Genomic DNA, 23,666 nt, shown 5'->3' with positions numbered 1-23,666 from the left:
AATCTAAAAAATGAATGAGATGACGAGATTTTAAGGCCATTTTGAACGGTGAATATTTTATAATAGATCGAATTTTTAAGCAGCCCCAGGGGAGCAAATGGAACACAGTATCCATCGAATTGCCGTAGTTCGTTTATCAGCCATTGGTGATGTATGCCATGCGATGGTCGTTGTAGCCGCCTTGCAAAAACGCTTTCCTGAGGCACATATAACCTGGATCACTGGTCCAGTAGAAGCGCAACTAGTACAGCTTTTACCGAATGTCTCGGTTCACGTTTACGAGAAAAAGTCTGGGATCAAAGGCATGTTGGCACTGCGCAAAGCCTTAGCAGGGATTCAGTTTGATGTCTTGCTGCATTTGCAATGGTCATTGCGTGCCAGCCTATTAACTAAGATGCTGCGGGCCAAACGTCGCATCGGTTTTAAGAAAGCCTATTCACGTGAAAAGCAGCATTGGTTTGTTAACGAATTTGGCGCTGAGCCACGTTCTCCCCATGTGTTGGATTCTTTTCTCGCCATTACGGCAAAGCTAGGAGTGACGGATATCTCCTTACCGTTAGAGCTCCCGTTACCAGATAAACCGAGTGGTTTGCCTGCTAGCTATGTGGTGATTAACCCTAGCGCCTCAAAACCAGAGCGAAACTGGACTCTTGAAGGTTATCTTGCGGTGCTGCATTGGTGCCAGACTCAGGGGCTACAGGTGGTATTGACCGGTGGTCCAAGCCCTAAGGAAAAGGCCTTGGCGGCAGAGTTACAGCAGGGGCATGTCCTTAATTTAGTAGGACACACCAATCTGGCGCAGATGCTAGCGGTATTACAAGGTGCTAAATGGGTCTTAAGTCCAGATACCGGTCCTGCTCATATGGCGACGTTAGTAGGAACACCTGTAGTAGGCTTATATGCCCATTCCAATCCGAAGCGAACAGGCCCTTATAATGACCTTGATAAGGTAGTCAGTGTCTACGAGCAGTGTGCTGAATTGGAGTATGGCAAGTCCGTTAGTGAGCTACCTTGGGCAAGCCGTGTGCATGATCCTAAGGCCATGCAGCAGATTACAGCTGAGCAGGTGATTGCCCAGCTGTCTCTATTTGAACGTAATTAGATAAGGTTTTGTTCCGCCAGCTTAAGGTCCAGAGTGGCCTTAAGCAGCTTGTAAAGATTGATCGAAGCGTCGATTTCTTCCTTACGATTGGTCAAGCTCTCAATGTTCAGACCTAACGGAATACCTAGCGGCAAAGCCACTTCAATAATTTGCTCCAACGCTGAGCGGCAGATTTTAATCGATTCATCCAGTGGGTTAGCGGCGTCCAAAATACGGTACTTAGTCGCCTCTGGTACTGAAATCCCCAACCATTCCATAAAACTTAACGTCTGCTCACTGCCACAAGGAGTGAAGGTCAAAATAACGCGCTTCGGTGTTTCGCCATTTTCACGGCAAGTGCGCGCGTACTGGCTCAACATATCAACCGTTGCTTGTGGGTTGTAGACGGCTTGAGAAACGAAGAAATCACAGCCGGCAATGGTCTTGTTCATCAGGCGAACGTGTTCATCGCCTTTCACTGCATGACGCTCCGCAATGGTGACACCACCTAGGTTAAAGTCATGCTTATTGTTCTGTAGGGCTTCGTACGCTTTGTTCAGAGGTAGCGCAATATTGCCTTCAGAAGAGGGTGAGCCCACCAGCACGATGTCACGGATACCGTAATCTTCCCAAGCAGAGTTCAACCACTGATCAAATTCAGCCTCACTGCGAGAAGAGACGCTCTTGTAAGTGATCACTGGCTTGATCGCTAGCGTCTGTAGGCGTTTTGACCAATCCAGTGGGTCATGAGTCTGCATGTATGGGAACGGACGCGGTTTTGAAATACGACTGCTTTCGTCTTGGATGTCGTATACGATTAAACCATCTACTTCAATTTGTCCTAAACGGTCCAGCAGCTTTTGCCCGATTTCGTTAAGCTGTGTGTCGTCTTCAATGGTGTTTCTTGGCGGTGTCGTACCGATAAAGTAAACCCCACGATTTGGGTCTTGAAATTTGCGTGCTAGTTCAGTGGTCATTTGGGGGCTCGTTAATCTCTATGTAAAGCTTAGCTTTATGTAATTTGTTTATGGTGCTTAGTGTACCAGTGAATCTAATTCAAGATCTTCTATACTCATTTGAATAATATTGTAGTTGAGTTGAACGTCGTTAATTTGCTGTATTAGGAATATTTCATGTCCCGTATCAATTTGGAGCCCATTGCTCAAACAGATGGCTACCCACCAGTAGACACTTGGCATCCTGAGCACTGTGGCGATATGGACCTGATCATTAAAGCCAATGGTGATTGGGTGCATGAAGGTGGTGTGATTGAACGGGAAAAAATGGTCACCTTGTTTAGCCGTATTCTATGGCGCGAAGGAGATGACTACTTTTTGGTGACGCCTGGGGAAAAGGTGCGCATTCAGGTCGAAGACGCTCCGTTTCATATTGTGCGTTACGAACAAAGTCTCGATGACCAAGGCCGCCAATTGTGGCGATTCTATACCAAAACCAACGATGTGCTGACCTTAGGAGTGGATAGTGATATTAAATTATTTGAACGAGCTGATGCGTTATTGCCCTACGCCTCTGTGCGCCATGGGATGTGGGCAAGTTTTCATCGAAATGTCTTCTACCAATTGGTCGAGCAAGCCATAGTCGTTGAGACTGAAGAAAGCATGCTGGTGCAGCTGGTCAGTGCCGGTAAAGCCTATACGTTAGGTACTTTTCACGAAATGTAGCGTATTTATGGTGTCCGATTCGAGAGCCGCTACGCTATAATACGACTCCGAAAAATTACATGTATTAAGGTGAAGCGATTGTTATTTTCTGAGTTTGATTTAGACAGCCGACTGATGAAGTCTTTTGGCCACTTTGGCTTTGAGCACACGACTGAAATTCAGGCACGTGCGATTCCAGAGGCGATGGCTGGAAAAGACCTTTTGGCGTCATCGAAAACGGGCTCAGGGAAAACCTTAGCGTACCTTTTACCTGCGGTGCATCGCCTGTACACGCGTAAGGCGTTGGCTAAGCGTGACCCACGCGTATTGATCTTAGTACCAACCCGTGAGTTGGCAAAGCAAGTGTACGCTACTTTGCGTACTTTAATCGCCGGTACTCGCTTCAGCTCTATTCTAGTGCTAGGTGGCGAGAACTTTAATGATCAGCACAAAAGCTTTCAAAAGGAGCCGCATTTCGTTGTGGCAACGCCAGGTCGTATGGCCGATCACTTGAAACAACGTCATGTGTTTCTAGAAGGCTTAGAAATGCTGATCTTAGATGAAGCGGATCGTATGCTGGATCTTGGCTTTGCGGCAGACTTACGTGTGATCAATGATGCCGCCAATCACCGTCGTCGCCAAACGCTGTTTTTCTCGGCGACCTTGGATAACACGGAAGTCAATGAATTGGCGCAAGAACTGCTGTACGAGCCAGTGCGTGTGGCGATTGGCCACAGTCAAGATGAGCACCAAGACATCAAACAGCATGTCTACTTGTGTGATCACCTTGATCACAAACAAGCGTTACTTCAGCATTTTTTAGAAACGCTTACTTTCAAACAAGCCATCGTCTTTACCGCGACTAAGCAAGATACCGTACGCTTAGCGGAGCTATTAGCGACCTGGGGTCTAACAACAGGCAGTTTGAACGGTGATATGTCCCAAAGCGCCCGTTCTAAAGTGATGGATGATTTTGCTCGCGGTAAATTTAATGTCTTGGTGAGTACCGATTTGGCGTCACGTGGCCTTGATATTGCAAGTGTTTCCCATGTATTTAACTTTGATATTCCAAAACCTGCAGAAGAATTTGTTCACCGTACTGGCCGAACCGGTCGTGCTGGTTTCCAAGGGGATGCGATCTCTTTGGTGGGGCCGAAGGATTGGTTTAACTTTAAAGAAGTAGAAGAGTATTTAAAGCGTACGTTTGTGATCTCTACGGTTGCTGGGTTAGAGCCGACCTTTACCGGCATTAGCCAAAAGCGCGCACCGCAGAAACAAGCTAAACAAAAAGCGCCTACTAAGAACAAAGCGCCTAAAGCACAGCAGAAGCCGGCAGCTCGTAAGAAAGTGGTGTTCCACGATAATGAGCAACAAGGCTTTGAACCGTTTCGTTTACCAAAGAAAACCACTCAGTCAGATTCGTAAAAAGGTTCTGAGCGACGACTTTGGTCATCATGTTTACGCCCGTGAAGGGCGTTTCTATTGTGTTGGAGTGTGAGCTATTAACAGATTACCGCCTTTAAATTCGTTGAAGTGTTTTGAGTCCGCAGCACGTCATGGAAGTTTTAACAAAGCTGCCCAGGAACTCAATGTCACGCCTTCGGCGATTAGCCATCAGATTAAAGGACTTGAGAGCTTTTTAGGCATCGAGCTGTTTCGACGTACCAAGCGTAAAGTCGTGCTCACCGAGGCCGGCGAGAATTACATCAAGCCGATCAAGCAAATCTTCCAACAACTAGAGCAAGCGACCGCCGACTTGAAGAGTGCCCAGCATGCGGGCTCGTTGAGACTAGCGGTGGCACCATCTTTCCTCACGCGCTGGTTAATGCCACGTATGGAGCGTTTTCAAGCGCGTTATCCAGACATTGAAATTGAGATTCGCTCATCTATGGGTTTGATCGATTTTTCCCTTGGAGAAATCGATATGGCGGTGTATTTCGGTAATGGCGAATGGCCGGAGGTGGAAGCTCATTACTTGCGTCCAATTCGCTTGGCGCCGGTGTGTTCACCTAAATTGATTAAGCCGAATCAGCCGATCAATGAGCCGGAAGACATGCGTTTTTACCCGCTGTTGCACGTCAGTAAGCGCAGTGATGAGTGGCATGATTGGTTGGTGCAAAACGATCTAGATCCGAAAGTGTTTCGCCGTGGTTTGATGTTTTCCAGTGGTTCTTTAACCGCTGGTGCGGCAGCTCAAGGGCTGGGGATTGCGCTGGCGGATATTAGCTTGGTGACTCCAGAGATCGACTCAGGCCAACTGCAAGTGCTGTTTGATAAGCAGTTGGATACCAATCGCTCCTTCTACTTAGTATTTGAAAAGAAACGTGCTTTGACGCCTGCTATGGCAGCGTTTAAAGAATGGATCATTGAAGAAATGAATGACGGCTGAGCGATCAGCCATTTTAAAGTGGGCTAGCTTGCTAGCCGTGTTTGACCACAGTGAGTGTGTTTATGTCTCTACAAGTAAATAGCTATTTTGATGATGCCGTGAAGTCTATCGCGCTAGAAAACGCAGAAGGTACTTCTACCGTTGGTGTAATGAGCATCGGTGACTACGAGTTCGGTACATCTCAGCGCGAATACATGACCGTTGTGTCTGGCTCGCTAACGATTCTTCTACCAGGTGAAACTGAGTGGAAAACGTTTGCTAAAGGCGAAACGTTTATCGTTGAAGCAAACCAAAAGTTCGGCGTGAAAGTAACAGAAACTACAGCTTACTTGTGCCGCTACGAATAATCGTTTGATTATTTCAAGCAATAAAAAAGAGGTCGATTGACCTCTTTTTTATTGCTTGTCGAAAGTGAAGGCTTAGCCGCCCACCACGTTGACTAACAGTGTTACCTTGTCGCCTGGTTGTACGTATTTCTTGCGACTCACCTTAGGGTTCCATTTGCGAATCTCATTCACGCTCACATTGAACTTGTCCGCCACCATGGCTAGAGAGTCACCAGAACGGATGGTGTAGACCACACGTTTCACCACTGAGCGAGCAGGGCTCTTACTCTTGCTGGTATCAGGCTTCATCCAAACCGATAGTTTTTTACCTGGCAGCAGAGGATCGCCAAGGCCCATGCTGTTCCAGCTTGCTAGGGTTTTTGAGTCAGTGTTGTACTTCTGTGCAATGCTCCAAAGGCTGTCGCCGCTTTCAACGGTGTAATTCACCTTGATGCGGTTTGAGCTGGGTGAACGCGATTGCTTTTTCGCTAAACGCTGATGTGAGCTCAATGTGTAGTTCGCAGCGCTCTGACCCGCTACTGGGATCATCAGTTGCTGACCGACACGAATAAAGCTAGTGGAAATTTTGTTGATGTCCTTTAGTACTGGCACCGTGGTGTTGTGGTCACGCGCCACACCGCCAAGGTTATCACCTGCTTGAACTGTATAACGAATCCAAGAGACACGCTCTTTCGCTGGCAATTGCGCTAGCTTGGTACGAAACGCAGCTGCTGAGTCGATTGGCACTAACAGCTTATGCGGGCCATCAGGCGCCGTAGCCCACTGGTTGTAAGCTGGGTTGAGTAGATAAATTTCATCCACGCTAACATCGGCCATTTCAGCCGCCTGCGCTAGGTCGATTTGACCGCCCACATTCACTTCTTCAAAGTAAGGTTGGTTAGCAATGAAATAGGTTTCATAATCGTACTTGGCTGGATCTTTCATGATTTTAGCCAAAGCTAGCAGTTTAGGTACGTATGCACGAGTTTCGGCTGGCAGGTCTAGATTCCAGAAATCGGTTGGCTCGCCAGCGTTCTTATTCTTACGAATGGCGCGCATCACTGTGCCTTCACCCGAATTGTAAGCAGCTAGGGCATGCAGCCAATCACCGTCAAACATCTCATTTAGGCGCTTTAGGTAAGTAATCGCTGCTTGAGTCGATAACTTAATATCACGACGACCATCGATCCACCAGTTCTGCTCTAAGCCATACATTTGACCTGTAGAGGGAATGAACTGCCATGGGCCTGAGGCACGACCATGGCTGTAACCGAATGGATCAAAGCCACTTTCTACAATCGGCAGCAGCGCGATCTCAAGTGGCATGTTCTCTTTTTCTAGCTCTTCGACAATGTAATGAAGGTAGCGCTCGCCACGTTTCGATACACGGTCAAGGTAGGCTAGGTGAGTACTAAACCAACGCAACTGCGACTTAAGGCGCGGCTGGTCCACTTCTAGATCGAACTTGTAACCGGCACGAATGCGGTCCCATAGGTCCTCTGGTGGAAGGTTTGCGTCAATTTTAACATTGCTTTTCTTAGCAATGAGTTTTGCTTCATCTGAGCGAACAGGTTTGACTGTATCAATGAAGTCGACGTCGTTTGCGTCAGCTTCTGGAGCGCCAATGGCCTCGTTCTCAGCGTCGATTTCAGCAATATCCGCTGGCTGTTGAGTCATGGACTGACAGCCAGTAAGGATGCTGCCCGCAAGTAGGGCGATGAGTAAGTGTTTAGTCATTCTGCTCACATTTTTTATATATTTGCCTGCATTCTAAGGATTAGCCAATAGAGGTCAACTAAAAGCCATCCTTTGCACGGCGGATCTGCGCGAATCCATTGATTAAATCTTGCGCGGGTTCTTCGTTTAGAAGGGCAGCCGCACCTACGACTACTTCTTGCCAATCAAAACGCATGAAAGGGTTGGTTTGTACTTCCAGAGCAATACTTGAAGGTATCGTCGGGATATTTTGGTCACGAAGTTCTTGTGCTTCGTTGTTCGCGCTAATCAATGCTTGGTTGGTGCCATCAATGGCTAACGCAAAGCGGTAGTTAGCAAGCGTGTATTCGTGGGTGCAATAGACCTGTGTGTGTTGCGGAAGTTCACGCAGTCGCGTCATGGCATTTAGCATTTGCGCCGGTGTTCCCTCAAACAGTCGGCCACAGCCGCCACGGAATAGAGTATCGCCACAGAGCAAGATCGGGTTTTGCCCAGCGGGTTCTGCGAAGTAGCACAAATGGTCCAGTGTGTGTCCAGGTGTTGCTAACACCATAAACTCGGTTTGCTGAACGGTTACGCTATCGCCTTGTCTTAAAGGATGTGTCACCAAGGCAGGGCTTAAAGATTCTGGCCCGTATGCTGGGCAGTGAAATTGTGCTTTCAGTGCCTCAACGCCACCTGTGTGGTCTTTGTGGTGGTGAGTGATCAGAATCCCTGCTAGGGTCACTTGCTGGTTATGGCAGTAATCGATAACGACTTGGGCGTCGCCAGGATCCACTGCCCATATGGTTTTTTGCGTGTCGTCTTTAGTGATCCAGATATAGTTGTCATTAAATGCCGGTAACGGAAAAAATGTCATATGCCCAACGTTATGTTTAAATATTAATAAATGGACTGGCCCATTATTTGTTGACCAGTCAGATGACGAAAGAGTGCATTGTATGTTGGATAACCAATCAAGACAATTATTCCAAGATTGGTACGACACCGAATTGGGTCAGCGCTTGCTAAATGAAGAGCATGATCATGTCGAGCGAGTGCTTGATCATATGGTGGGCTACTATTTGGTGCAGCAATCACCCCTGCGAGAGCTTGCGTTTCATAACCACCGTATTCGCGAAACCATTGCCTTATCACCGGTGTTAGAGCTCGGTGCCAGCCACGCGACGGTAGTGGCTTCTATGAGTGAACTGCCGTTGGAGTCCGATGGTATTGATGCCATTGTGCTGCATCACACCTTGGACTTGTCGGAAGATCCGCACCGCGATTTGTATGAGGTGGCGCGAACTCTGTTGCCAAGCGGTAAACTGATCATCATTGGTTTTAATCCGTTTAGCTTTTGGGGAATTCGTCGTTCCTTTTCCAAACGGGTTCGAGCGCCGTGGTCGGCACGCTTTATTTCCCATCGACGCCTTGAGGATTGGCTCAAGGTAGCGGGATTAACGCTCGAAAATATTGAGTTTATTGATTACGATATGCCGTTTAAATCCAGTAAATGGCGTCAGCGTAGCGATTGGCTTGGCAAAGGCATAAAAGCGCTTAAGCTGCCGTTAGGTGGTGTCTATGTCATGACGGTGACGAAACAGACGCGACGGTACATTCCCCTTAAACCGCGTTGGAAAGCCACCAAGGTGCGGGTGCCGCCATTAACGAAACCGACCATAAAAGAGATTAAGTAGTTTAATGAAAGAAGTAACGCTCTATACCGACGGCGCATGCAAAGGCAATCCTGGCATTGGCGGTTGGGGTGCGTGGTTAACCTTTGGTGCCCATGAAAAACGATTATGCGGTGGCGAGCAGGATACCACTAACAATCGTATGGAGTTGATGGGCGCGATCGAAGGGTTAAAAGCGTTAAAAGAACCTTGCAAGGTGGCGTTATACACCGACTCTTCCTATGTGCAAAAGGGTATCACCGAATGGTTGGCGGGTTGGAAACGTAAGGGGTGGAAAACCGCTTCAAAGCAACCGGTTAAAAATCAGGATCTTTGGCAGCAACTGGATGAGATGTGTCAAAAGCATCAAGTACAATGGCACTGGGTAAAAGGCCATGCCGGCATTGAAGGCAATGAAATCGCTGATGAACTGGCCAACCAAGGCATTGAAGAATTGAGAGCGCGTGCATGAGACAGGTAGTTCTAGATACAGAAACGACGGGTATCGACCCAAAACAAGGCCACCGTATCATTGAGATCGGTTGCGTGGAAATGGTGGGGCGTAAACTGACCAATCGCCACTTTCATGTCTACATCAATCCAGAGCGTGAAGTCGAAGAAGAGGCGTTTAACGTCCACGGTATTAGCAATGAGTTTTTGGCGGACAAGCCAAAATTTGCGGCGGTAGCCCAAGAGTTTCTCGACTTCATTAAAGGTGCTGAACTGATTATCCATAACGCCCCCTTCGACGTGGGCTTTATCGATCATGAGTTCTCCATGTTGGGTAATTTCCCCAAAGTAGCCGATATCTGCACGGTGTTTGATAGCTTGGTGTATGCCCGTCGCAAACACCCAGGGCAGAAAAACAACCTAGATGCCCTATGTCGTCGCTATGGTATTGATAACTCCCATCGTGAACTACATGGCGCCTTGCTCGACTCGGAGATCCTAGCCGACGTTTATTTGCTGATGACCGGTGGTCAGATCACCATGGGGGGATTTGGCGGTGATGGGGATGACAGTGAAGAAGACCGTTTAGCGGTGCGTCGTATTTCCGCTGATCGTCCACGCTTGAAGGTGTTGAAAGCGAGCGATACAGAGCTTGCGAGTCATAATGAACGCTTGGATTTGATTGATAAAAAATCAGGTCTGTCGTTGTGGCGTAAACTGGATAATCCAGAGTTAGCCGAGTCCGCAGAATAACGCTGTTATCGAAAGCAGATTAAAAAAACGCCAAGCAGTCATGCTTGGCGTTTTTTATTGCGAGATCGAAAGTTTACATCGCTAGATAAACGACCGAAATGCCACCTACGACGGATAAAACGATGGTGTAAGGCAATGCCATCCAAACCATCTTGCCGTAAGACAAACGCAACAGTGGTGCGATCGCAGAGGTTAGCAAGAATAGGAAGGCTGCTTGCCCGTTAGGGGTTGCCACACTGGGTAAGTTGGTACCAGTGTTCACCGCAATAGCCAATAGATCAAAGTGCTCACGGCTAATGATCCCAGCGTCTAACGCGGCTTTGATTTCTGTGATGTAAACCGTTGCCACAAACACGTTGTCACTGATGGCAGATAGTAGACCATTGGCGATAAAGAACATGATTGGCTGCATATCTTGAGGGAAGTGCAATACCATATCGATAAACGGCTGGAACAAGTGTTGTGTATGAATCACCGATACCACACTAAAGAACACCACTAGTAGCGCTGTGAACGGTAGTGCTTCCTCAAAGGCATGACCGATACGGTGTTCTTCGGTAATGCCATTCATAGACGTCAGTAAAACAATGATCATCAAGCCAACCAAGCCCACTTCCGCTACGTGGAAAGCTAACGACAACACCAAAATGATGGCCACGATACCTTGTACCACCAATTGTGCTTTGTGCTTAGCATTGCTTTTTAACGCTTCTTCATCGGCAAAGCTTTTTAAAATATTACGCACGTTTTCAGGCAGTTTAGCACCGTAGTCAAACCACTTAGTTTTTTCCAACACGACCACCGTCAACAGACCCATGACGAGTACCGGCATAGAGACTGGGGCGATACGAACAAAGAACTCAACAAAGTCCCAGCCCGCTACGTGAGCAATCAACAGGTTTTGTGGTTCACCTACTAAGGTGCAGACACCACCCAGTGCGGTACCTACTGCGCCGTGCATTAACAAGCTACGTAGAAAAGCGCGGAACTGTCCTAGATCTTCTTGGTTCACAGGCAAAATCAGATCATCGCCGCTGTGATCGTGAGCATTGTTGTTGGATTGGCCTGATGCCACCTTGTGGTACACCGAATAAAAGCCCACGCTAACGCTGATTAAAACGGCGGTTACGGTCAGTGCATCAAGAAAAGCGGACAACAACGCAGCCGCGAAACTAAACACTAAGGAAATAGCCACTTTTGAGCGGATACGAATCAGTAGCTTGTTGAAGATAAACAGCAGCATATCCTTCATAAAGTAGATGCCGGCGACCATAAACATCAGCAATAGAATGACTTCGATATTGCCTTCTACTTCATGGTACACACCTTCGCTGCTGGTAAGGCCAAGCAATACCGCTTCAATCGCCAACAAACCACCGGGCTGCAATGGGTAGCATTTCAACGCCATGGCTAAAGTAAAGATAAACTCAACGATCAATAACCAGCCAGTAACGAATGGCCCCATGGACATTAGAACAATCGGGTTGAGGATAAGAAACGCAATAATGGCTTGCTTATACCAAAGTGGAGAAGACCCTAAAAAGTTATTGCCGAAAGCTTGCGAAAATGACGCTTTCATTCAAATGCGCTCCTTTGTGGTTGCCGCTGGCTTATATTAAAGAGGAAATACTAAGTAAATGAATGCAAAAGAGCGACATAAAAAGTCAACGAACGGACAATTATCGGTTGTCTTATGGCTAACTGGCTCTATTATCTTGAGCCGGAGATGTACATAAATATAGAGCAGTTTAGGAGTTTGTATTGGAGTTTTTAACGGATTACGCAGGTTTTTTAATACGCCTTTTAAGTATCGCCCTGATCATACTGTTGATCCTTTCCGTGATTGCCAGTGGTAAAAGTAAGCAGCGTAAAGCCGGTCATTTATCAATTACCAAGTTGAATGATGGCTATCAGGCGATGAAAAGTGAGCTGAGCAAACAGTTATTCGATAAGAAAACACTGAAAAAGCAGCATAAAGAAGACAAGAAACACAAAAAAGCGCTGCAAAAAAGTGCTCCAGAGGGGGATACCAAGAAGCGCATTTATGTATTGGACTTTGATGGGGACATTAAAGCCTCGGCGGTGCAGTCTTTACGTGAAGAAATCACTGCGGTATTGAGTGTGGCAACCACTGATGATGAAGTAGTGGTGCGTTTGGAAAGCCCAGGCGGTGTGGTGCATGGCTACGGCTTAGCTGCTTCTCAACTGCAGCGTATTCGTGATCGCGGTATTCCTTTGACAGTAACAGTTGATAAGGTGGCGGCGAGCGGTGGTTACATGATGGCCTGTGTGGCGGATCAGATTGTTGCGGCACCGTTTGCGATCTTGGGTTCCATTGGTGTGGTGGCACAGATACCAAATATCCACCGTTTATTGGAACGTAATACCATTGATGTGGAGCTGCATACCGCAGGCAAGTACAAGCGTACTTTGACTATGCTGGGGGAAAACACAGAAGAAGGCCGTGAGAAATTTAAACAAGATCTAGAAGACACTCACGATCTGTTTAAGCGTTTCGTATCCCAGAATCGTCCTGTATTAGACATTGAAGCGATTGCAACGGGCGAAACCTGGTATGGTTCTGAGGCGATTGAGAATAAATTGGCCGATAAAATCATGACCAGTGATACTTACCTAGAGCAGTATTACCACGATTTCGATGTGTTGCAGGTGAGCTTCCGTGAGCCGAAGGCATTAACGGAGCGACTGGGATTGGGTGTGTTATCCGCCGTGGAGCAAAAGGCGACCGGTTGGCTGTCTAAAGTGCTCAATCATCGCGGCTTCTAATCTCTTCACCAAAAAAATCCCGCATCAAGCGGGATTTTTTGTCTTATGTCGAGCGGGCTTAGCGTTGTGAAGCCAGGTCGATGGCTTGCTCTAAATCCAGTGGCTCAAAGTAAATTAAGGTACCAATCACTGGGTGATCCACATAGTTTAGCTTTTGGCTCGCGGTTTTATTGCGAAACTGTAGTGACAATACTTGAGTCGGACCGTCCCAGTTTGCCTGTTGCAAGGGGTAAGTTTCTTGTGTCACTAGCGTTGTGTTTGCGCTGCCGTATGGTGTCGCAGTCGCCGACTGAGCCGTTTCTTGAGCCACAGCGGGATGGCCAAACAAGTAATGCTGGTAGCGTAAGTTGCTTTCCAAATAGCGATTTAGCGTAAAAGTGACTTGTCCGGTAAAGGTGGCATAGCCATTTTCCTGATCACTGCTTTGAATGCGATGTGAAATTGACGTGCCTGTATCTGGGAAGATCAGGGTCCATGAATTATTGCTCAACACATGGGTGCGGCTATTCAGTGTGCGTTGGAACTTAGCAAATGGATTCGAAACGCCGCTGGGAGCGCTGTTATTGCCACTTGAACCAAAGCGGTTAATGCCCTCTAAAGAAAAGAGATCTTTGTACTCAACGTCTTCTGAGCTGACATTTTTTGGCCATTCAAACGTCATCACGTAGGCTTGGTAGGCACGTGCTTTGTTTAGGTCAATGTTGTCTAGGTTTAGACTGCTGGCCTGAAGGTAGGCGCTAGACAGTAGTCCTAGAATAAAAAGTGGAAATGTTTTCAATGTAACTGTTCCAATGTTTTAAGTGTGTGAGTAAAACGCTCATCTGCGTTGGGCATATTAGCAATAAATCGTAGCGTATCCGAGCCCGACAGTTTGAATTGTTCGGGTTTGGTTTGAATTAAGGTGATCAACTTCATCGGATCTACCGGTGTGTTGCTCTTAAAGTAGATCTTACCTTCATGCTGGTTCGCTTCAATCTTATTGATGCCAAGTGCTTCCGCTTTAAATTTCAGTGCAGTCTGGCGGAAGAGGTTCTTGGTGGCGTCTGGCAATAGACCAAAGCGGTCGATCATCTCAACCTGTAATTCTTTCAGTTGCTCATCATCTTTGGCGCTGGCGATGCGTTTATACAGCATTAGGCGCATGTGTACATCGCCCAGATAATCTTCTGGGATCAGAGCTGGGATACGTAGGTTGATGTCGGTTTGCTGTGGTGAGCTGATGTCCACGTCCGGTGATTCGCCATTTTTCAGAGATTTCACCGCGCGATCGAGCATGTCCATAAACAAGGAGAAGCCTACGTGTTCAATATGGCCACTTTGACCTTCGCCCAGCAATTCACCCGTACCACGAATTTCAAGATCATGGGTCGCTAGCGTAAAGCCAGCGCCAAGTGTGTCGGCCATGCTGATGGCTTCTAGGCGTTTTTCTGCGTCTGGCGTGACTTTGCGATCATTAGGGGTTAGCAAATAAGCATACGCTTGGTGGTGTGAGCGACCCACGCGACCACGTAGCTGGTGTAATTGGGCTAAGCCAAATTTATCAGCACGCTCAATGATAATGGTGTTGGCGTTAGGCACGTCGATACCGGTTTCAATGATGGTTGAACAAACCAAAACATTGGCACGTTTGTGGTAGAAATCAGCCATTACCTGTTCCAGTTCTCGCTCGCGCATCTGGCCATGGCCGACGATCACGCGTGCTTCTGGTACCAATTCTTTAAGATCTTCGGCAGCTTTTTCAATGGATTGCACTTCGTTGTGTAAGAAGTACACCTGACCACCACGGTACAGCTCACGCAAAATGGCTTCGCGAATTTGATGGGTGTCTTTTTGCTTAACGAAGGTCTTCACCGACAAGCGTTTGGCTGGCGGCGTAGCAATAATCGAAAGATCGCGAATGCCACTGAGTGACATATTTAACGTACGTGGGATGGGCGTTGCCGTGAGTGTTAAAATATCCACTTCAGCACGCAGAGCTTTAAATTGATCTTTTTGCTTCACACCAAAACGGTGTTCCTCATCGATGATGACTAGGCCTAGGTTGGCAAAATCAATATCCCCTTGGATGAGTTTGTGGGTACCCACGATGATGTCCGCGGTGCCTTCTTTGATGCGTTCAATGGCGGCGCTGGTTTGTTTGCCAGAGCGGAAGCGAGACAGTAATTCTACTTGCACAGGCCAGTCGGCAAAGCGGTCGCAGAAGTTATCATAATGTTGCTGCGCCAATAGAGTAGTGGGTACCAATACGGCGACCTGTTTGCCATCTTGTACGGCAAGGAAGGCCGCGCGCATGGCCACTTCGGTTTTACCAAAGCCCACATCACCACACACCAGTCGATCCATCGCTTTCTTAGAAGACATATCACGAATCACAGCATCAATGGCGAGCTGTTGGTCTGGGGTTTCTTCAAATGGGAAGCCGGCGGCGAATTGTTTATAGGATTCGTCGGGGGAAGCAAAGGCGTGACCCAGTTTGGATTCGCGTTTAGCGTAAATTTCCAAAAGCTCCGCCGCGGTATCGCGGGCTTTTTCCGCCGCTTTTTGCTTCGCAGTGCTCCACTTATCTGTGCCTAGTTTATGCAAAGGCGCATGTTCTTCATCGGCACCAGTGTAGCGTGAAATCAATTGTAACGATGAAACCGGTACATACAGCTTGGCGTCGTTGGCATAACCAAGGGTTAGCAGCTCCGTTTCTTGCCCGTCTATAGATAAATTGGTTAGGCCTAAGTAGCGTCCAACACCATGATCAATGTGTACAACAGGCGCGCCCATACGCAATTCCGTTAGGTTGCGAATGATGGCATCTTCGTCAATGTTGGAGGCTTTGCGGCGACGGGATTGGGTGACCCGTTCACCAAGCAAATCACTTTCAGAAATAACAATTTGCTGCGGCAGTTTAAAACCGTGAGAGAGTCGGCCTTCGGTAATGAAAACACCAGAGTCTTGTTGTTCAAACGCTTGCCAATTGGCACATTGTTTCGGTTTGATCTTGGCGTCTTGTAAAAGCTCAAGCAATGCTTCACGGCGACCAGCCGATTCTGCCACCAATAAAATGGCTTGAGCCTGTTGAGCCAAGAAATCCGTTAGTTTGGTAAAACTAGCGCGGCCTTGATTCTCTGCAGTGAGCTCGGGCAAAGCGGCTTCTGGCGCCCGATCGGTTTTAAAGACCACTCCAGGGAACAGGTTTAGCTTGGCAAAAAACTCCCCTTCCTCTAAACAGAGTTCACTGGGCTTTAGGATAGGCCTTTGCACATCGTAGGCCAATGATTCATGGCGCGTTTTATAGTCGAGTAGGGTAGCGCCCACATATTCGTTAATTTGCTCATTACGCAGGATCAATGTCTCGCCGCGCAAGTAATCAAATAGAGTGCCGGTTTGCTCAAAAAATAGCGGCAAGTAGTACTCAATGCCGCCAGGGATAATGCCTTCGGTGACGTCTTGGTAGATCGGGCTGCTCAATGGATCGATGTCAAACCGTTCACGAAAACGTTTACGAAATCCGGTAATGCCGTGCTGCGTCGTGGCGATCTCACGGGCTGGCAGGATTTTGATTTCATTAACCTTTTCAATGGTACGCTGTGAGTCCACGTCAAACCAGCGGATCGATTCGATTTCATCATCAAACCATTCCACACGAACTGGATTGGCGACCCCCATAGGGTAAACGTCCATGATGGCGCCACGTACGGCGAATTCACCATGGGTGGTCACGGTTTCCACATTTAAATAGCCGCCATTACTAAGGCGATCAATCAGTTGCTTCTGGGCTAGACGTTGTTCCAGCTTTAATTCAAAGCGTTGTGCGTCAATATGCTCTTCTGGGCAAATGCGTGTTAGCGCCGAGGAAATCGTCGTTAAAATGACACCAGAGCTGAGGTCGCGAATCTGCGCTAGGGTGTTTAAACGATCTGAGATGATGTCTTGGTGCGGTGAGAAACTGTCGTAGGGTAGGGTTTCCCAGTCTGAAAAGCGTAGCACGGGGGTGTCATCGCCAATGAAAAAGCGAATGTTGTCTTCTATTTCGTTTAGCTCGGTAGCGCTGGCGGCAATGTAAAGCAAAGGTTTTTTTTGTGCCTGGGCAACATCGACAATGTGCTTCGCCTTATGACTAAGGTTGTGGCTGTCGAGAAAGTTTTTAAAACCCGCGGCAAAATTTAAAGAGTGTTGTGTGGTCATTGGTCAGGCTAATTATGATTTATGTTTGGCTAAGCGAAAGGATACCGAATCGGCAAAACGCAATGCGTGAGGTTTGTCTACTTCTACTTCTGCGTAACTGACTTGCTCTGGTGCTAAGCAGATCTCAAGCAGTTGTGAAGTCAGACTTTCAAGTAGTAAAAAACGGTGGTTTTCCACATGGGCAATCATCTGTTTACAAAGAGTTTTGTAATTGACTGCATGGCTGACATCGTCGCTGCTGCAGGCCAGTTCAGCAGGGTATTCGATCAAGGCGTTAATGACGACGTCTTGTAAATTCTTTTGTTCTTCATCGTTAAAGCCAATGTAGGTACGTAGGCGCAAATCTTTTATACGTATCTGAGCTGCATATGACATAACGTGTGTCCCTAAAAGTATGTAAGTGCCTTGAAGCTATTTTGTCGCGTTAGTTTCGTTGCCGCAACCATCGAAGCATAAACAAGCTGGGAAAAAATAGTAAAGTTTATAGACATGTCTTTCTGTAATAAAAATACAAAAATTCCAGTCGCAATCACTAAAATAAACGCCGCTTATAGTTAGTATTTCTTTATTTTTGCCCATTCACTATGGGTAAAGGAACCGTCCAAGAGTAGTCAACGAAGGCAATGACCTCTATAATACGACGGTTTTTTCGGTGAAGTGATATTACGTTATAAAACTACCTTTTTAGGTGGCGAGGGCCAAAATGCTTTCCCGGAGGGGATTTGGTCCAGTAGCGTAGGTACGCTTTGGTGTTCAATTTTTGTTGGGCAGAACATATGTATAAAATTACGAAAGGCCTAGATCTGCCGATCAGCGGTGCTCCCAATCAGGTGATTGAGGATGCTCCAACCGCGAAATCGGTTGCGGTCATCGGTCCTGACTACCATGGTATGAAACCTACCATGTTGGTTGCGGAAGGTGATAAGGTCAAAAAAGGGCAGGTTATCTTTACGGATAAGAAAACGGAAGGAGTAAAGTATACCGCCCCAGCCTCAGGTACCATTGCTGCGATTAATCGCGGTGAACGACGTATGCTACAGTCGGTTGTCATTAAGGTTGAAGGTAATGACGCCGTTGAATTTCCAAAGTACTCAGGGTCAGAGCTTAAGTCTCTAGACCGTAACAAGGTAGTAGAAAACCTTGTTGAGTCAGGTCTATGGACAGCGCTTCGCACTCGTCCTTTCTCTAAAGTTCCTGCAGTTGATTCAGTTCCTCACTCAATCTTCGTGACAGCTATCGATACGAACCCTCTTGCAGCAGATCCTGCTGTTGTGTTGGCAGACAAAGCAGAAGCATTCGCTGATGGCTTGACTGTGCTAACACGTTTGACAGAAGGCAAAGTATTCCTGTGTAAAGCGCCTGAAAGCAAAATTCCAACGACTTCTGATGTGGTTGTAGCAGAGTTTTCTGGTAAGCACCCTGCAGGTTTGGCTGGCACGCATATTCATTTCCTAGATCCAGTTAGCGACAAGAAAACGGTTTGGTCGGTTGATTACCAAGACGTCGTAGCGATTGGTGAACTGTTCGTAAACGGTCAATTAGAATTGACTCGTGTTATCGCCCTTGGCGGTCCACAAGTTTCTAAGCCACGTTTGCTACGTACAGTTGTTGGTGCGGACCTAAATCAATTGGTTGCCGGTGAACTGCTAGAAGGTGATAACCGTATTATCTCGGGTTCCGTGTTGTCTGGTCGTAAAGCGACTGGTCCATACGCTTACCTAGGTCGTTACCATTCTCAAGTGGTTGTGCTTGCTGAAGGTCGTGAACGTCAAGTGATGCACTACTTGCGCGCTGGTTTTGAAAAACACTCTGTATTGAACGTGTTTATCTCAAAACTAACAGGCAAGTCTTTGTTCAACATGACCACAACGACTAACGGTAGTGATCGTACTATGCTACCTCTTGGTAACTTTGAGCGTTTGATGCCGTTGGATATTCTTCCAACTCAATTATTGCGCGCTTTGGTAGTAGGCGACACTGAGCAGGCACAGAAACTAGGCTGCCTTGAGCTGGATGAAGAAGATTTGTCACTGATGACATACTCTTGTTCTGGTAAGTTCGAATACGGCCCAATTCTGCGTGACTGTCTCACAACGATTGAGAAAGAGGGTTAATCCATGGGTCTTAGAAATATTCTAGATAAAATGGAGCCTGAATTTCATTCAGGCGGCAAATACGAGAAGTGGTACGCGCTTTACGAAGCAGTGGATACCATTCTTTACCGTCCTAGCAGTGTAACGAAAGGCGGTTCTCACGTACGTGACGCGGTTGATATGAAGCGTGTCATGATCCTTGTGTGGTTGTGTACATTCCCTGCAATGTTCTTTGCAATGTACAACACCGGCTTCCAAGCTAATATGGCAATGGACGCAATGGGTGTGGCTCCGGCTGACACTTGGCGTCAAGGTGTTATCGGTGCATTGACTGCGTACAACGTAGACAGCATCTGGGATAACATGATTTATGGCGCGATGTACTTCTTGCCAGTTTACCTAACGACTTTCGTTGTCGGTGGTTTCTGGGAAGTATTGTTCGCCGCTGTGCGTAAGCATGAAGTCAACGAAGGTTTCTTCGTTACCTCTATCCTGTTCGCGCTAACTCTTCCAGCAACGATTCCACTATGGCAAGTTGCGCTAGGTATCACCTTTGGTGTGGTGCTTGGTAAAGAAGTGTTTGGTGGTACAGGTAAAAACTTCCTTAACCCAGCGCTTGCTGGCCGTGCGTTCCTATTCTTCGCTTACCCAGCTTCAATGTCGGGTGACGCAGTATGGACAGCGGTAGATGGTTTCTCTGGTGCGACTGCATTGAGCCAAATGGCTGCAGGTGGCGTAGAGGCACTTTCTGTTTCATGGTCTGATGCGTTCTTCGGCTTCATTCAAGGTTCTATGGGTGAGACTTCTACCCTTGCAATCCTGATTGGCGGTGGTGCGTTATTGATCATGAAGATCGCTTCTTGGCGTATCGTTGCGGGTGTCATGGTAGGTATGGTGGCAACATCGCTACTATTTAATGCCATTGGTTCTGATACCAACCCAATGTTTGCAACAACTTGGTACTGGCACCTAGTTATTGGTGGTTTTGCCTTCGGTATGATGTACATGGCGACTGACCCAGTATCAGCGTCTATGACGAACCGTGGTAAGTGGTTCTACGGTGCCCTAATCGGTGTCATGGTCGTCTTGATCCGTGTGGTTAACCCGGCTTACCCAGAAGGTATGATGTTGGCAATCTTGTTCGCTAACTTGTTTGCTCCGTTCATCGACCACTTCGTAGTGCAAGCAAACATCAAACGGAGGATTGCTCGCAATGGCTAGCAGTAACGATAGCATCAAAAAAACCATCATTGTTGCCGTAGCACTTTGTTTGGTGTGTTCAATCTTTGTTGCGGGTGCCGCAGTTGGTCTTAAGCCAATTCAGCAAGCTAACAAAGATCTTGACCGTAAGCGTAACATCCTTGCGGCTGCGCAAATGCTTCAGCCTGGCGAAAATGTTGACGCGGTATTCGCAAACGTTGAAAAGCGTTTGGTAAATGTTGCTGAAGGTCGTTTTGCAACGGACGAAGAGCTTGCAGCAGCGGGCGTGTCTGTTGACTCGTACAACCAGCAAGCGGCGTCAAAAGATCCTGCACTGTCAGTTGCCCTAAGCGGTGACAAAGACCCTGCTAGCATTAAGCGTCGTGCGAATTTTGCAACGGTTTACGTGGTAAAAGACGACAATGCAAAAGCGCGTATCATTCTGCCTGTTCACGGTTACGGCCTATGGTCAACTATGTACGGTTTCATGGCGCTTGAAGGCGATTTCTCAACAGTGGTTGGCTTTGGTTTCTACCAGCAAGCCGAAACCCCTGGGCTAGGTGGAGAAGTTGACAACCCAGCTTGGAAGGCGCTTTGGGAAGGTAAAGAAGTTTACAATGAGCAAGGCGAGGCTGTTCTTGGCCTAGTGAAAGGTTCTGTTGATGCCAACGATCCGCAAGCGTCTCATAAAGTAGATGGTCTTTCTGGTGCGACTTTGACAAGCCGCGGTGTAACGAACTTGGTTCATTACTGGTTGGGTGAAGATGGCTTCGGTCCTTTCCTTGCCAAGCTGCGTAGTGAAGGAGTGTAAGCATGTCTGAAGTGAAAAAAGTCCTCTTTGGACCGATTCTCGCGAATAACCCAATTGCACTACAGATCCTAGGTATCTGTTCTGCTCTAGCGGTAACAAGTAGCTTAAGCGTAAGTTTGGTTATGGCGATTGCCCTAACGCTTGTAACTGCGTTCTCTAACTTTTTTATCGCGATTATTCGTGCCCACATTCCAAACAGCATTCGTATCATCGTTCAGATGATCATCATTGCCTCGTTGGTAATTGTGGTGGATCAGGTACTTAAAGCGTTTGCTTTCGAAATCAGTAAGCAGCTTTCGGTATTCGTTGGTCTGATCATTACTAACTGTATCGTAATGGGTCGTGCTGAAGCCTACGCCATGAAAAATGGCCCAGCAATGAGCTTCCTAGATGGTATCGGTAACGGTCTAGGTTACAGCGCGATGCTGATGGTGGTTGGTTTCTTCCGTGAGCTTCTAGGTGCGGGCAAACTATTTGGTGTTCCTGTATTCGAGACGGTTCAAAACGGTGGCTGGTACCAGCCAAACGGTTTGATGCTTCTTCCACCAAGTGCTTTCTTCGTAATCGGTCTAGTTATCTGGGCACTACGTTCTTACAAGAAAGAGCAAGTTGAAGAGCCAGAGTTCAAGATCGCTAAAAACTCTCGTTCGCAGGAGGCCCTATAAATGGAACACCTAATTAGTCTTTTTATTAAGGCAGTTTTCGTCGAAAACATGGCATTGGCCTTCTTCCTTGGTATGTGTACTTTCCTAGCACTGTCTAAGAAAGTGGAAACAGCCATCGGTCTTGGTATTGCCGTAGTTATCGTATTGGCGGTAACAGTTCCTGTGAACAACCTGCTATACCAAAACCTTCTGAAAGAAGGTGCGATGGATTGGGCAGGTCTGCCAAATGTTGACCTTAGTTTCTTGGGTCTGTTGAGCTACATCGGTGTTATTGCAGCGATCGTACAAATTTTGGAAATGATCTTGGATAAGTACATGCCTGCGCTATACAACGCACTGGGCGTGTTCTTGCCACTGATCACTGTAAACTGTGCCATCATGGGTGCGTCATTGTTCATGGTTGAACGTGATTACAACTTCTCTGAAAGTTTGGTTTACGGTGTTGGTGCAGGTATTGGTTGGGCGCTTGCGATTGCGGCCCTTGCTGGTATCCGTGAGAAGCTAAAATACTCAGACGTGCCTGCGGGTCTTCGTGGTCTAGGTATTACGTTCATCACCGTTGGTCTGATGAGCTTGGGCTTCATGTCATTTTCTGGTGTGCAGCTTTAATCGCTGCACAGTAAGACAACCAAGAAAAAAGGTTAAACGAGCATGGACTTAGATACAATTATTCTAGGTGTTGTGATGTTTACCGCTATCGTGCTGGCGTTAGTAGCGATTATCTTGTTCGCTCGCGCCCGCCTAGTAAGTAGTGGTGACGTAACAATCCGTATTAATGGGGAAAAAGAAGTAACGGCACCTGCTGGTGGCAAGCTTCTACAAACCCTAGCAAACAGCGGTATCTTCCTATCATCAGCGTGTGGTGGTGGCGGTACCTGTGCACAGTGTAAATGTAAGGTTTTGTCTGGTGGTGGCTCTATGCTGTCAACAGAGCAATCTCACTTTACTCGTCGTGATGAGAAAGAAGGCTACCGTCTTTCATGTCAGGTTGCTGTGAAGCAAGACATGGACGTAGAAGTACCGGAAGAAGTATTTGGTGTTAAGGCTTGGGAATGTACGGTTGAGTCTAACCCGAACGTTGCTACCTTTATCAAAGAGCTGACACTGCGTCTACCTGAAGGTGAACACGTTAACTTCCGTGCCGGTGGTTACGTGCAGCTTGAAGCGCCAGCGCACACTGTGCACTACAAAGACTTCGATATTCAACCTGAATACCGTGGCGACTGGGATCACTTTAACCTTTGGAAATTCGTTTCTAAAGTGGACGAGCCGATCATCCGTGCTTACTCAATGGCGAACTACCCAGAAGAGAAGGGCGTTGTGAAATTCAACATCCGTATCGCTTCACCGCCACCGGGTAAAGACGATGTGCCACCAGGTCAGATGTCTTCTTACGTATTCAGCCTGAAACCAGGTGATAAGATCAAAGTATACGGTCCATTTGGTGAATTCTTCGCTAAAGACACTGATGCTGAAATGGTCTTCATCGGTGGTGGTGCGGGTATGGCGCCAATGCGTTCGCACATTTTCGACCAGCTAAAACGTCTACACTCTAAGCGTAAGATGTCTTTCTGGTACGGTGCACGTAGTTTGCGTGAAGCCTTCTACACAGAAGAATACGATCAACTGCAAGCAGAAAATGACAACTTTGAATGGCATCTAGCTTTGTCTGATCCACAACCAGAAGATAACTGGGAAGGTAAGACTGGCTTCATCCACAACGTGTTGTTTGAAAACTACTTGAAGAATCACCCAGCACCAGAAGATTGTGAGTTCTACATGTGTGGACCTCCAATGATGAACGCGTCTGTCATCAAAATGCTAGAAGACTTAGGCGTTGAGAAAGAGAACATCCTTCTTGACGACTTTGGTGGCTAGCACTGAATGAAACACAGACCCACCA

22 protein-coding genes are annotated in these 23,666 nt (G+C 47.3%); 15 read left to right on the top strand and 7 right to left on the bottom strand.

Going from position 1 to position 23,666, the window contains the following annotated elements:
- Positions 1-97 precede the first annotated feature (97 nt).
- Positions 98-1,102, top strand: coding sequence for a glycosyltransferase family 9 protein (locus ACOSVP_RS04930; RefSeq protein ID WP_487346376.1), 1,005 nt, complete (start codon positions 98-100; stop codon positions 1,100-1,102).
- Here ACOSVP_RS04930 and ACOSVP_RS04925 read toward each other — a convergent pair.
- Complete coding sequence (locus ACOSVP_RS04925) at positions 1,099-2,058, bottom strand: methylenetetrahydrofolate reductase (protein ID WP_487346375.1); 960 nt, start codon at positions 2,056-2,058, stop codon at positions 1,099-1,101. The genes ACOSVP_RS04930 and ACOSVP_RS04925 overlap by 4 nt on opposite strands.
- 156 nt (positions 2,059-2,214) lie before the next feature.
- Here ACOSVP_RS04925 and ACOSVP_RS04920 point away from each other — a divergent pair, with 156 nt between their 5' ends.
- The 4 genes from ACOSVP_RS04920 (at position 2,215) to ppnP (ending at position 5,478) form a co-directional block, all read left to right on the top strand.
- Complete coding sequence (locus tag ACOSVP_RS04920) at positions 2,215-2,763, top strand: DUF1285 domain-containing protein (RefSeq protein WP_487346374.1); 549 nt, start codon at positions 2,215-2,217, stop codon at positions 2,761-2,763.
- A gap of 69 nt (positions 2,764-2,832) precedes the next feature.
- Complete coding sequence (locus ACOSVP_RS04915) at positions 2,833-4,167, top strand: DEAD/DEAH box helicase (RefSeq protein WP_487346373.1); 1,335 nt, start codon at positions 2,833-2,835, stop codon at positions 4,165-4,167.
- 76 nt (positions 4,168-4,243) lie between these two features.
- On the top strand, positions 4,244-5,131 hold the full coding sequence (gcvA, locus tag ACOSVP_RS04910; RefSeq protein WP_487346739.1) for a transcriptional regulator GcvA: 888 nt from the start codon (positions 4,244-4,246) through the stop codon (positions 5,129-5,131).
- 62 nt (positions 5,132-5,193) lie between these two features.
- Entirely contained in the window at positions 5,194-5,478 is a 285-nt protein-coding gene (ppnP, locus tag ACOSVP_RS04905; protein WP_055461226.1) for a pyrimidine/purine nucleoside phosphorylase, read from the top strand.
- 72 nt (positions 5,479-5,550) lie between these two features.
- Here the strand turns inward: ppnP and ACOSVP_RS04900 are convergent, their stop codons facing one another.
- Both ACOSVP_RS04900 and gloB read right to left on the bottom strand, forming a co-directional pair.
- A complete protein-coding gene (locus ACOSVP_RS04900; protein ID WP_487346372.1) occupies positions 5,551-7,194 on the bottom strand; it encodes a lytic transglycosylase in 1,644 nt (547 codons plus the stop codon).
- 58 nt (positions 7,195-7,252) lie between these two features.
- On the bottom strand, positions 7,253-8,032 hold the full coding sequence (gene gloB / locus ACOSVP_RS04895) for a hydroxyacylglutathione hydrolase (protein WP_487346371.1): 780 nt from the start codon (positions 8,030-8,032) through the stop codon (positions 7,253-7,255).
- Positions 8,033-8,114: 82 nt separating this feature from the next.
- Between gloB and ACOSVP_RS04890 the strand changes: the two genes are divergently transcribed.
- From ACOSVP_RS04890 to dnaQ, 3 genes are read left to right on the top strand one after another with little or no spacing between them, the layout of a single operon-like run.
- Positions 8,115-8,852, top strand: coding sequence for a methyltransferase domain-containing protein (locus ACOSVP_RS04890; RefSeq protein ID WP_487346370.1), 738 nt, complete (start codon positions 8,115-8,117; stop codon positions 8,850-8,852).
- Between the two features lie 4 nt (positions 8,853-8,856).
- Entirely contained in the window at positions 8,857-9,300 is a 444-nt protein-coding gene (rnhA, locus tag ACOSVP_RS04885) for a ribonuclease HI (protein ID WP_487346369.1), read from the top strand.
- On the top strand, positions 9,297-10,031 hold the full coding sequence (gene dnaQ, locus ACOSVP_RS04880) for a DNA polymerase III subunit epsilon (RefSeq protein ID WP_487346368.1): 735 nt from the start codon (positions 9,297-9,299) through the stop codon (positions 10,029-10,031). Before rnhA ends, dnaQ begins: the two co-directional genes overlap by 4 nt.
- Before the next feature lie 73 nt (positions 10,032-10,104).
- Here dnaQ and nhaB read toward each other — a convergent pair whose 3' ends face one another.
- A complete protein-coding gene (gene nhaB / locus ACOSVP_RS04875; RefSeq protein ID WP_487346367.1) occupies positions 10,105-11,610 on the bottom strand; it encodes a sodium/proton antiporter NhaB in 1,506 nt (501 codons plus the stop codon).
- 182 nt (positions 11,611-11,792) lie between these two features.
- On the opposite strand from nhaB, the gene sohB reads away from it, so the two are divergent.
- Positions 11,793-12,818 (top strand): protease SohB, encoded by a 1,026-nt coding sequence (sohB, locus tag ACOSVP_RS04870; protein ID WP_487346366.1) that lies wholly within the window; start codon positions 11,793-11,795, stop codon positions 12,816-12,818.
- 58 nt (positions 12,819-12,876) lie between these two features.
- On the opposite strand, the gene ACOSVP_RS04865 is transcribed toward sohB, so the two are convergent.
- The 3 genes from ACOSVP_RS04865 to folX are packed head-to-tail and all read right to left on the bottom strand — an operon-like array spanning position 12,877 to position 17,369.
- On the bottom strand, positions 12,877-13,596 hold the full coding sequence (locus tag ACOSVP_RS04865; RefSeq protein ID WP_487346365.1) for a hypothetical protein: 720 nt from the start codon (positions 13,594-13,596) through the stop codon (positions 12,877-12,879).
- Complete coding sequence (gene mfd / locus ACOSVP_RS04860; protein WP_487346364.1) at positions 13,593-16,994, bottom strand: transcription-repair coupling factor; 3,402 nt, start codon at positions 16,992-16,994, stop codon at positions 13,593-13,595. Before mfd ends, ACOSVP_RS04865 begins: the two co-directional genes overlap by 4 nt.
- A 12-nt stretch (positions 16,995-17,006) precedes the next feature.
- Positions 17,007-17,369: a dihydroneopterin triphosphate 2'-epimerase gene (gene folX, locus ACOSVP_RS04855; RefSeq protein ID WP_487346363.1), complete on the bottom strand. Its 363-nt coding sequence runs from the start codon at positions 17,367-17,369 to the stop codon at positions 17,007-17,009.
- Positions 17,370-17,770: 401 nt separating this feature from the next.
- On the opposite strand from folX, the gene ACOSVP_RS04850 reads away from it, so the two are divergent.
- From ACOSVP_RS04850 to nqrF, 6 genes are read left to right on the top strand one after another with little or no spacing between them, the layout of a single operon-like run.
- Entirely contained in the window at positions 17,771-19,108 is a 1,338-nt protein-coding gene (locus ACOSVP_RS04850; protein WP_487346362.1) for a Na(+)-translocating NADH-quinone reductase subunit A, read from the top strand.
- A gap of 3 nt (positions 19,109-19,111) precedes the next feature.
- Complete coding sequence (locus ACOSVP_RS04845; protein WP_487346361.1) at positions 19,112-20,308, top strand: NADH:ubiquinone reductase (Na(+)-transporting) subunit B; 1,197 nt, start codon at positions 19,112-19,114, stop codon at positions 20,306-20,308.
- Positions 20,301-21,098 carry a Na(+)-translocating NADH-quinone reductase subunit C gene (locus ACOSVP_RS04840; RefSeq protein WP_487346360.1) on the top strand — a complete coding sequence of 266 codons (798 nt, stop codon included), beginning with the start codon at positions 20,301-20,303 and terminating at the stop codon, positions 21,096-21,098. The genes ACOSVP_RS04845 and ACOSVP_RS04840 overlap by 8 nt, the downstream gene beginning before the upstream one ends.
- Before the next feature lie 2 nt (positions 21,099-21,100).
- A complete protein-coding gene (locus tag ACOSVP_RS04835) occupies positions 21,101-21,763 on the top strand; it encodes an NADH:ubiquinone reductase (Na(+)-transporting) subunit D (protein WP_487346359.1) in 663 nt (220 codons plus the stop codon).
- Complete coding sequence (gene nqrE, locus ACOSVP_RS04830) at positions 21,764-22,372, top strand: NADH:ubiquinone reductase (Na(+)-transporting) subunit E (RefSeq protein ID WP_487346358.1); 609 nt, start codon at positions 21,764-21,766, stop codon at positions 22,370-22,372.
- Between the two features lie 42 nt (positions 22,373-22,414).
- Entirely contained in the window at positions 22,415-23,641 is a 1,227-nt protein-coding gene (nqrF, locus tag ACOSVP_RS04825) for an NADH:ubiquinone reductase (Na(+)-transporting) subunit F (protein ID WP_487346357.1), read from the top strand.
- Positions 23,642-23,666: the final 25 nt, after the last annotated feature.

This window comes from Marinomonas sp. HM11-D, from assembly GCF_057626615.1.
The sequence above is the reverse complement of the archived record's forward strand: the minus strand, read 5'-3'. Positions and strand labels throughout refer to the sequence as shown.

What these genes read in the sequence shown, in the direction of transcription:
- ACOSVP_RS04890 (WP_487346370.1), top strand. Translation starts at nt 8,115, where the DNA reads ATGTTGGATAACCAATCAAGACAATTATTCCAAGATTGGTACGACACC.
- dnaQ (WP_487346368.1), top strand. Translation starts at nt 9,297, where the DNA reads ATGAGACAGGTAGTTCTAGATACAGAAACGACGGGTATCGACCCAAAA.
- ACOSVP_RS04925 (WP_487346375.1), bottom strand. Translation starts at nt 2,058, where the DNA reads ATGACCACTGAACTAGCACGCAAATTTCAAGACCCAAATCGTGGGGTT.
- folX (WP_487346363.1), bottom strand. Translation starts at nt 17,369, where the DNA reads ATGTCATATGCAGCTCAGATACGTATAAAAGATTTGCGCCTACGTACC.
- ACOSVP_RS04920 (WP_487346374.1), top strand. Translation starts at nt 2,215, where the DNA reads ATGTCCCGTATCAATTTGGAGCCCATTGCTCAAACAGATGGCTACCCA.
- mfd (WP_487346364.1), bottom strand. Translation starts at nt 16,994, where the DNA reads ATGACCACACAACACTCTTTAAATTTTGCCGCGGGTTTTAAAAACTTT.
- ACOSVP_RS04840 (WP_487346360.1), top strand. Translation starts at nt 20,301, where the DNA reads ATGGCTAGCAGTAACGATAGCATCAAAAAAACCATCATTGTTGCCGTA.
- ppnP (WP_055461226.1), top strand. Translation starts at nt 5,194, where the DNA reads ATGTCTCTACAAGTAAATAGCTATTTTGATGATGCCGTGAAGTCTATC.
- gloB (WP_487346371.1), bottom strand. Translation starts at nt 8,032, where the DNA reads ATGACATTTTTTCCGTTACCGGCATTTAATGACAACTATATCTGGATC.
- nhaB (WP_487346367.1), bottom strand. Translation starts at nt 11,610, where the DNA reads ATGAAAGCGTCATTTTCGCAAGCTTTCGGCAATAACTTTTTAGGGTCT.
- rnhA (WP_487346369.1), top strand. Translation starts at nt 8,857, where the DNA reads ATGAAAGAAGTAACGCTCTATACCGACGGCGCATGCAAAGGCAATCCT.
- ACOSVP_RS04835 (WP_487346359.1), top strand. Translation starts at nt 21,101, where the DNA reads ATGTCTGAAGTGAAAAAAGTCCTCTTTGGACCGATTCTCGCGAATAAC.
- ACOSVP_RS04900 (WP_487346372.1), bottom strand. Translation starts at nt 7,194, where the DNA reads ATGACTAAACACTTACTCATCGCCCTACTTGCGGGCAGCATCCTTACT.
- nqrE (WP_487346358.1), top strand. Translation starts at nt 21,764, where the DNA reads ATGGAACACCTAATTAGTCTTTTTATTAAGGCAGTTTTCGTCGAAAAC.
- nqrF (WP_487346357.1), top strand. Translation starts at nt 22,415, where the DNA reads ATGGACTTAGATACAATTATTCTAGGTGTTGTGATGTTTACCGCTATC.
- ACOSVP_RS04930 (WP_487346376.1), top strand. Translation starts at nt 98, where the DNA reads ATGGAACACAGTATCCATCGAATTGCCGTAGTTCGTTTATCAGCCATT.
- ACOSVP_RS04845 (WP_487346361.1), top strand. Translation starts at nt 19,112, where the DNA reads ATGGGTCTTAGAAATATTCTAGATAAAATGGAGCCTGAATTTCATTCA.
- ACOSVP_RS04850 (WP_487346362.1), top strand. Translation starts at nt 17,771, where the DNA reads ATGTATAAAATTACGAAAGGCCTAGATCTGCCGATCAGCGGTGCTCCC.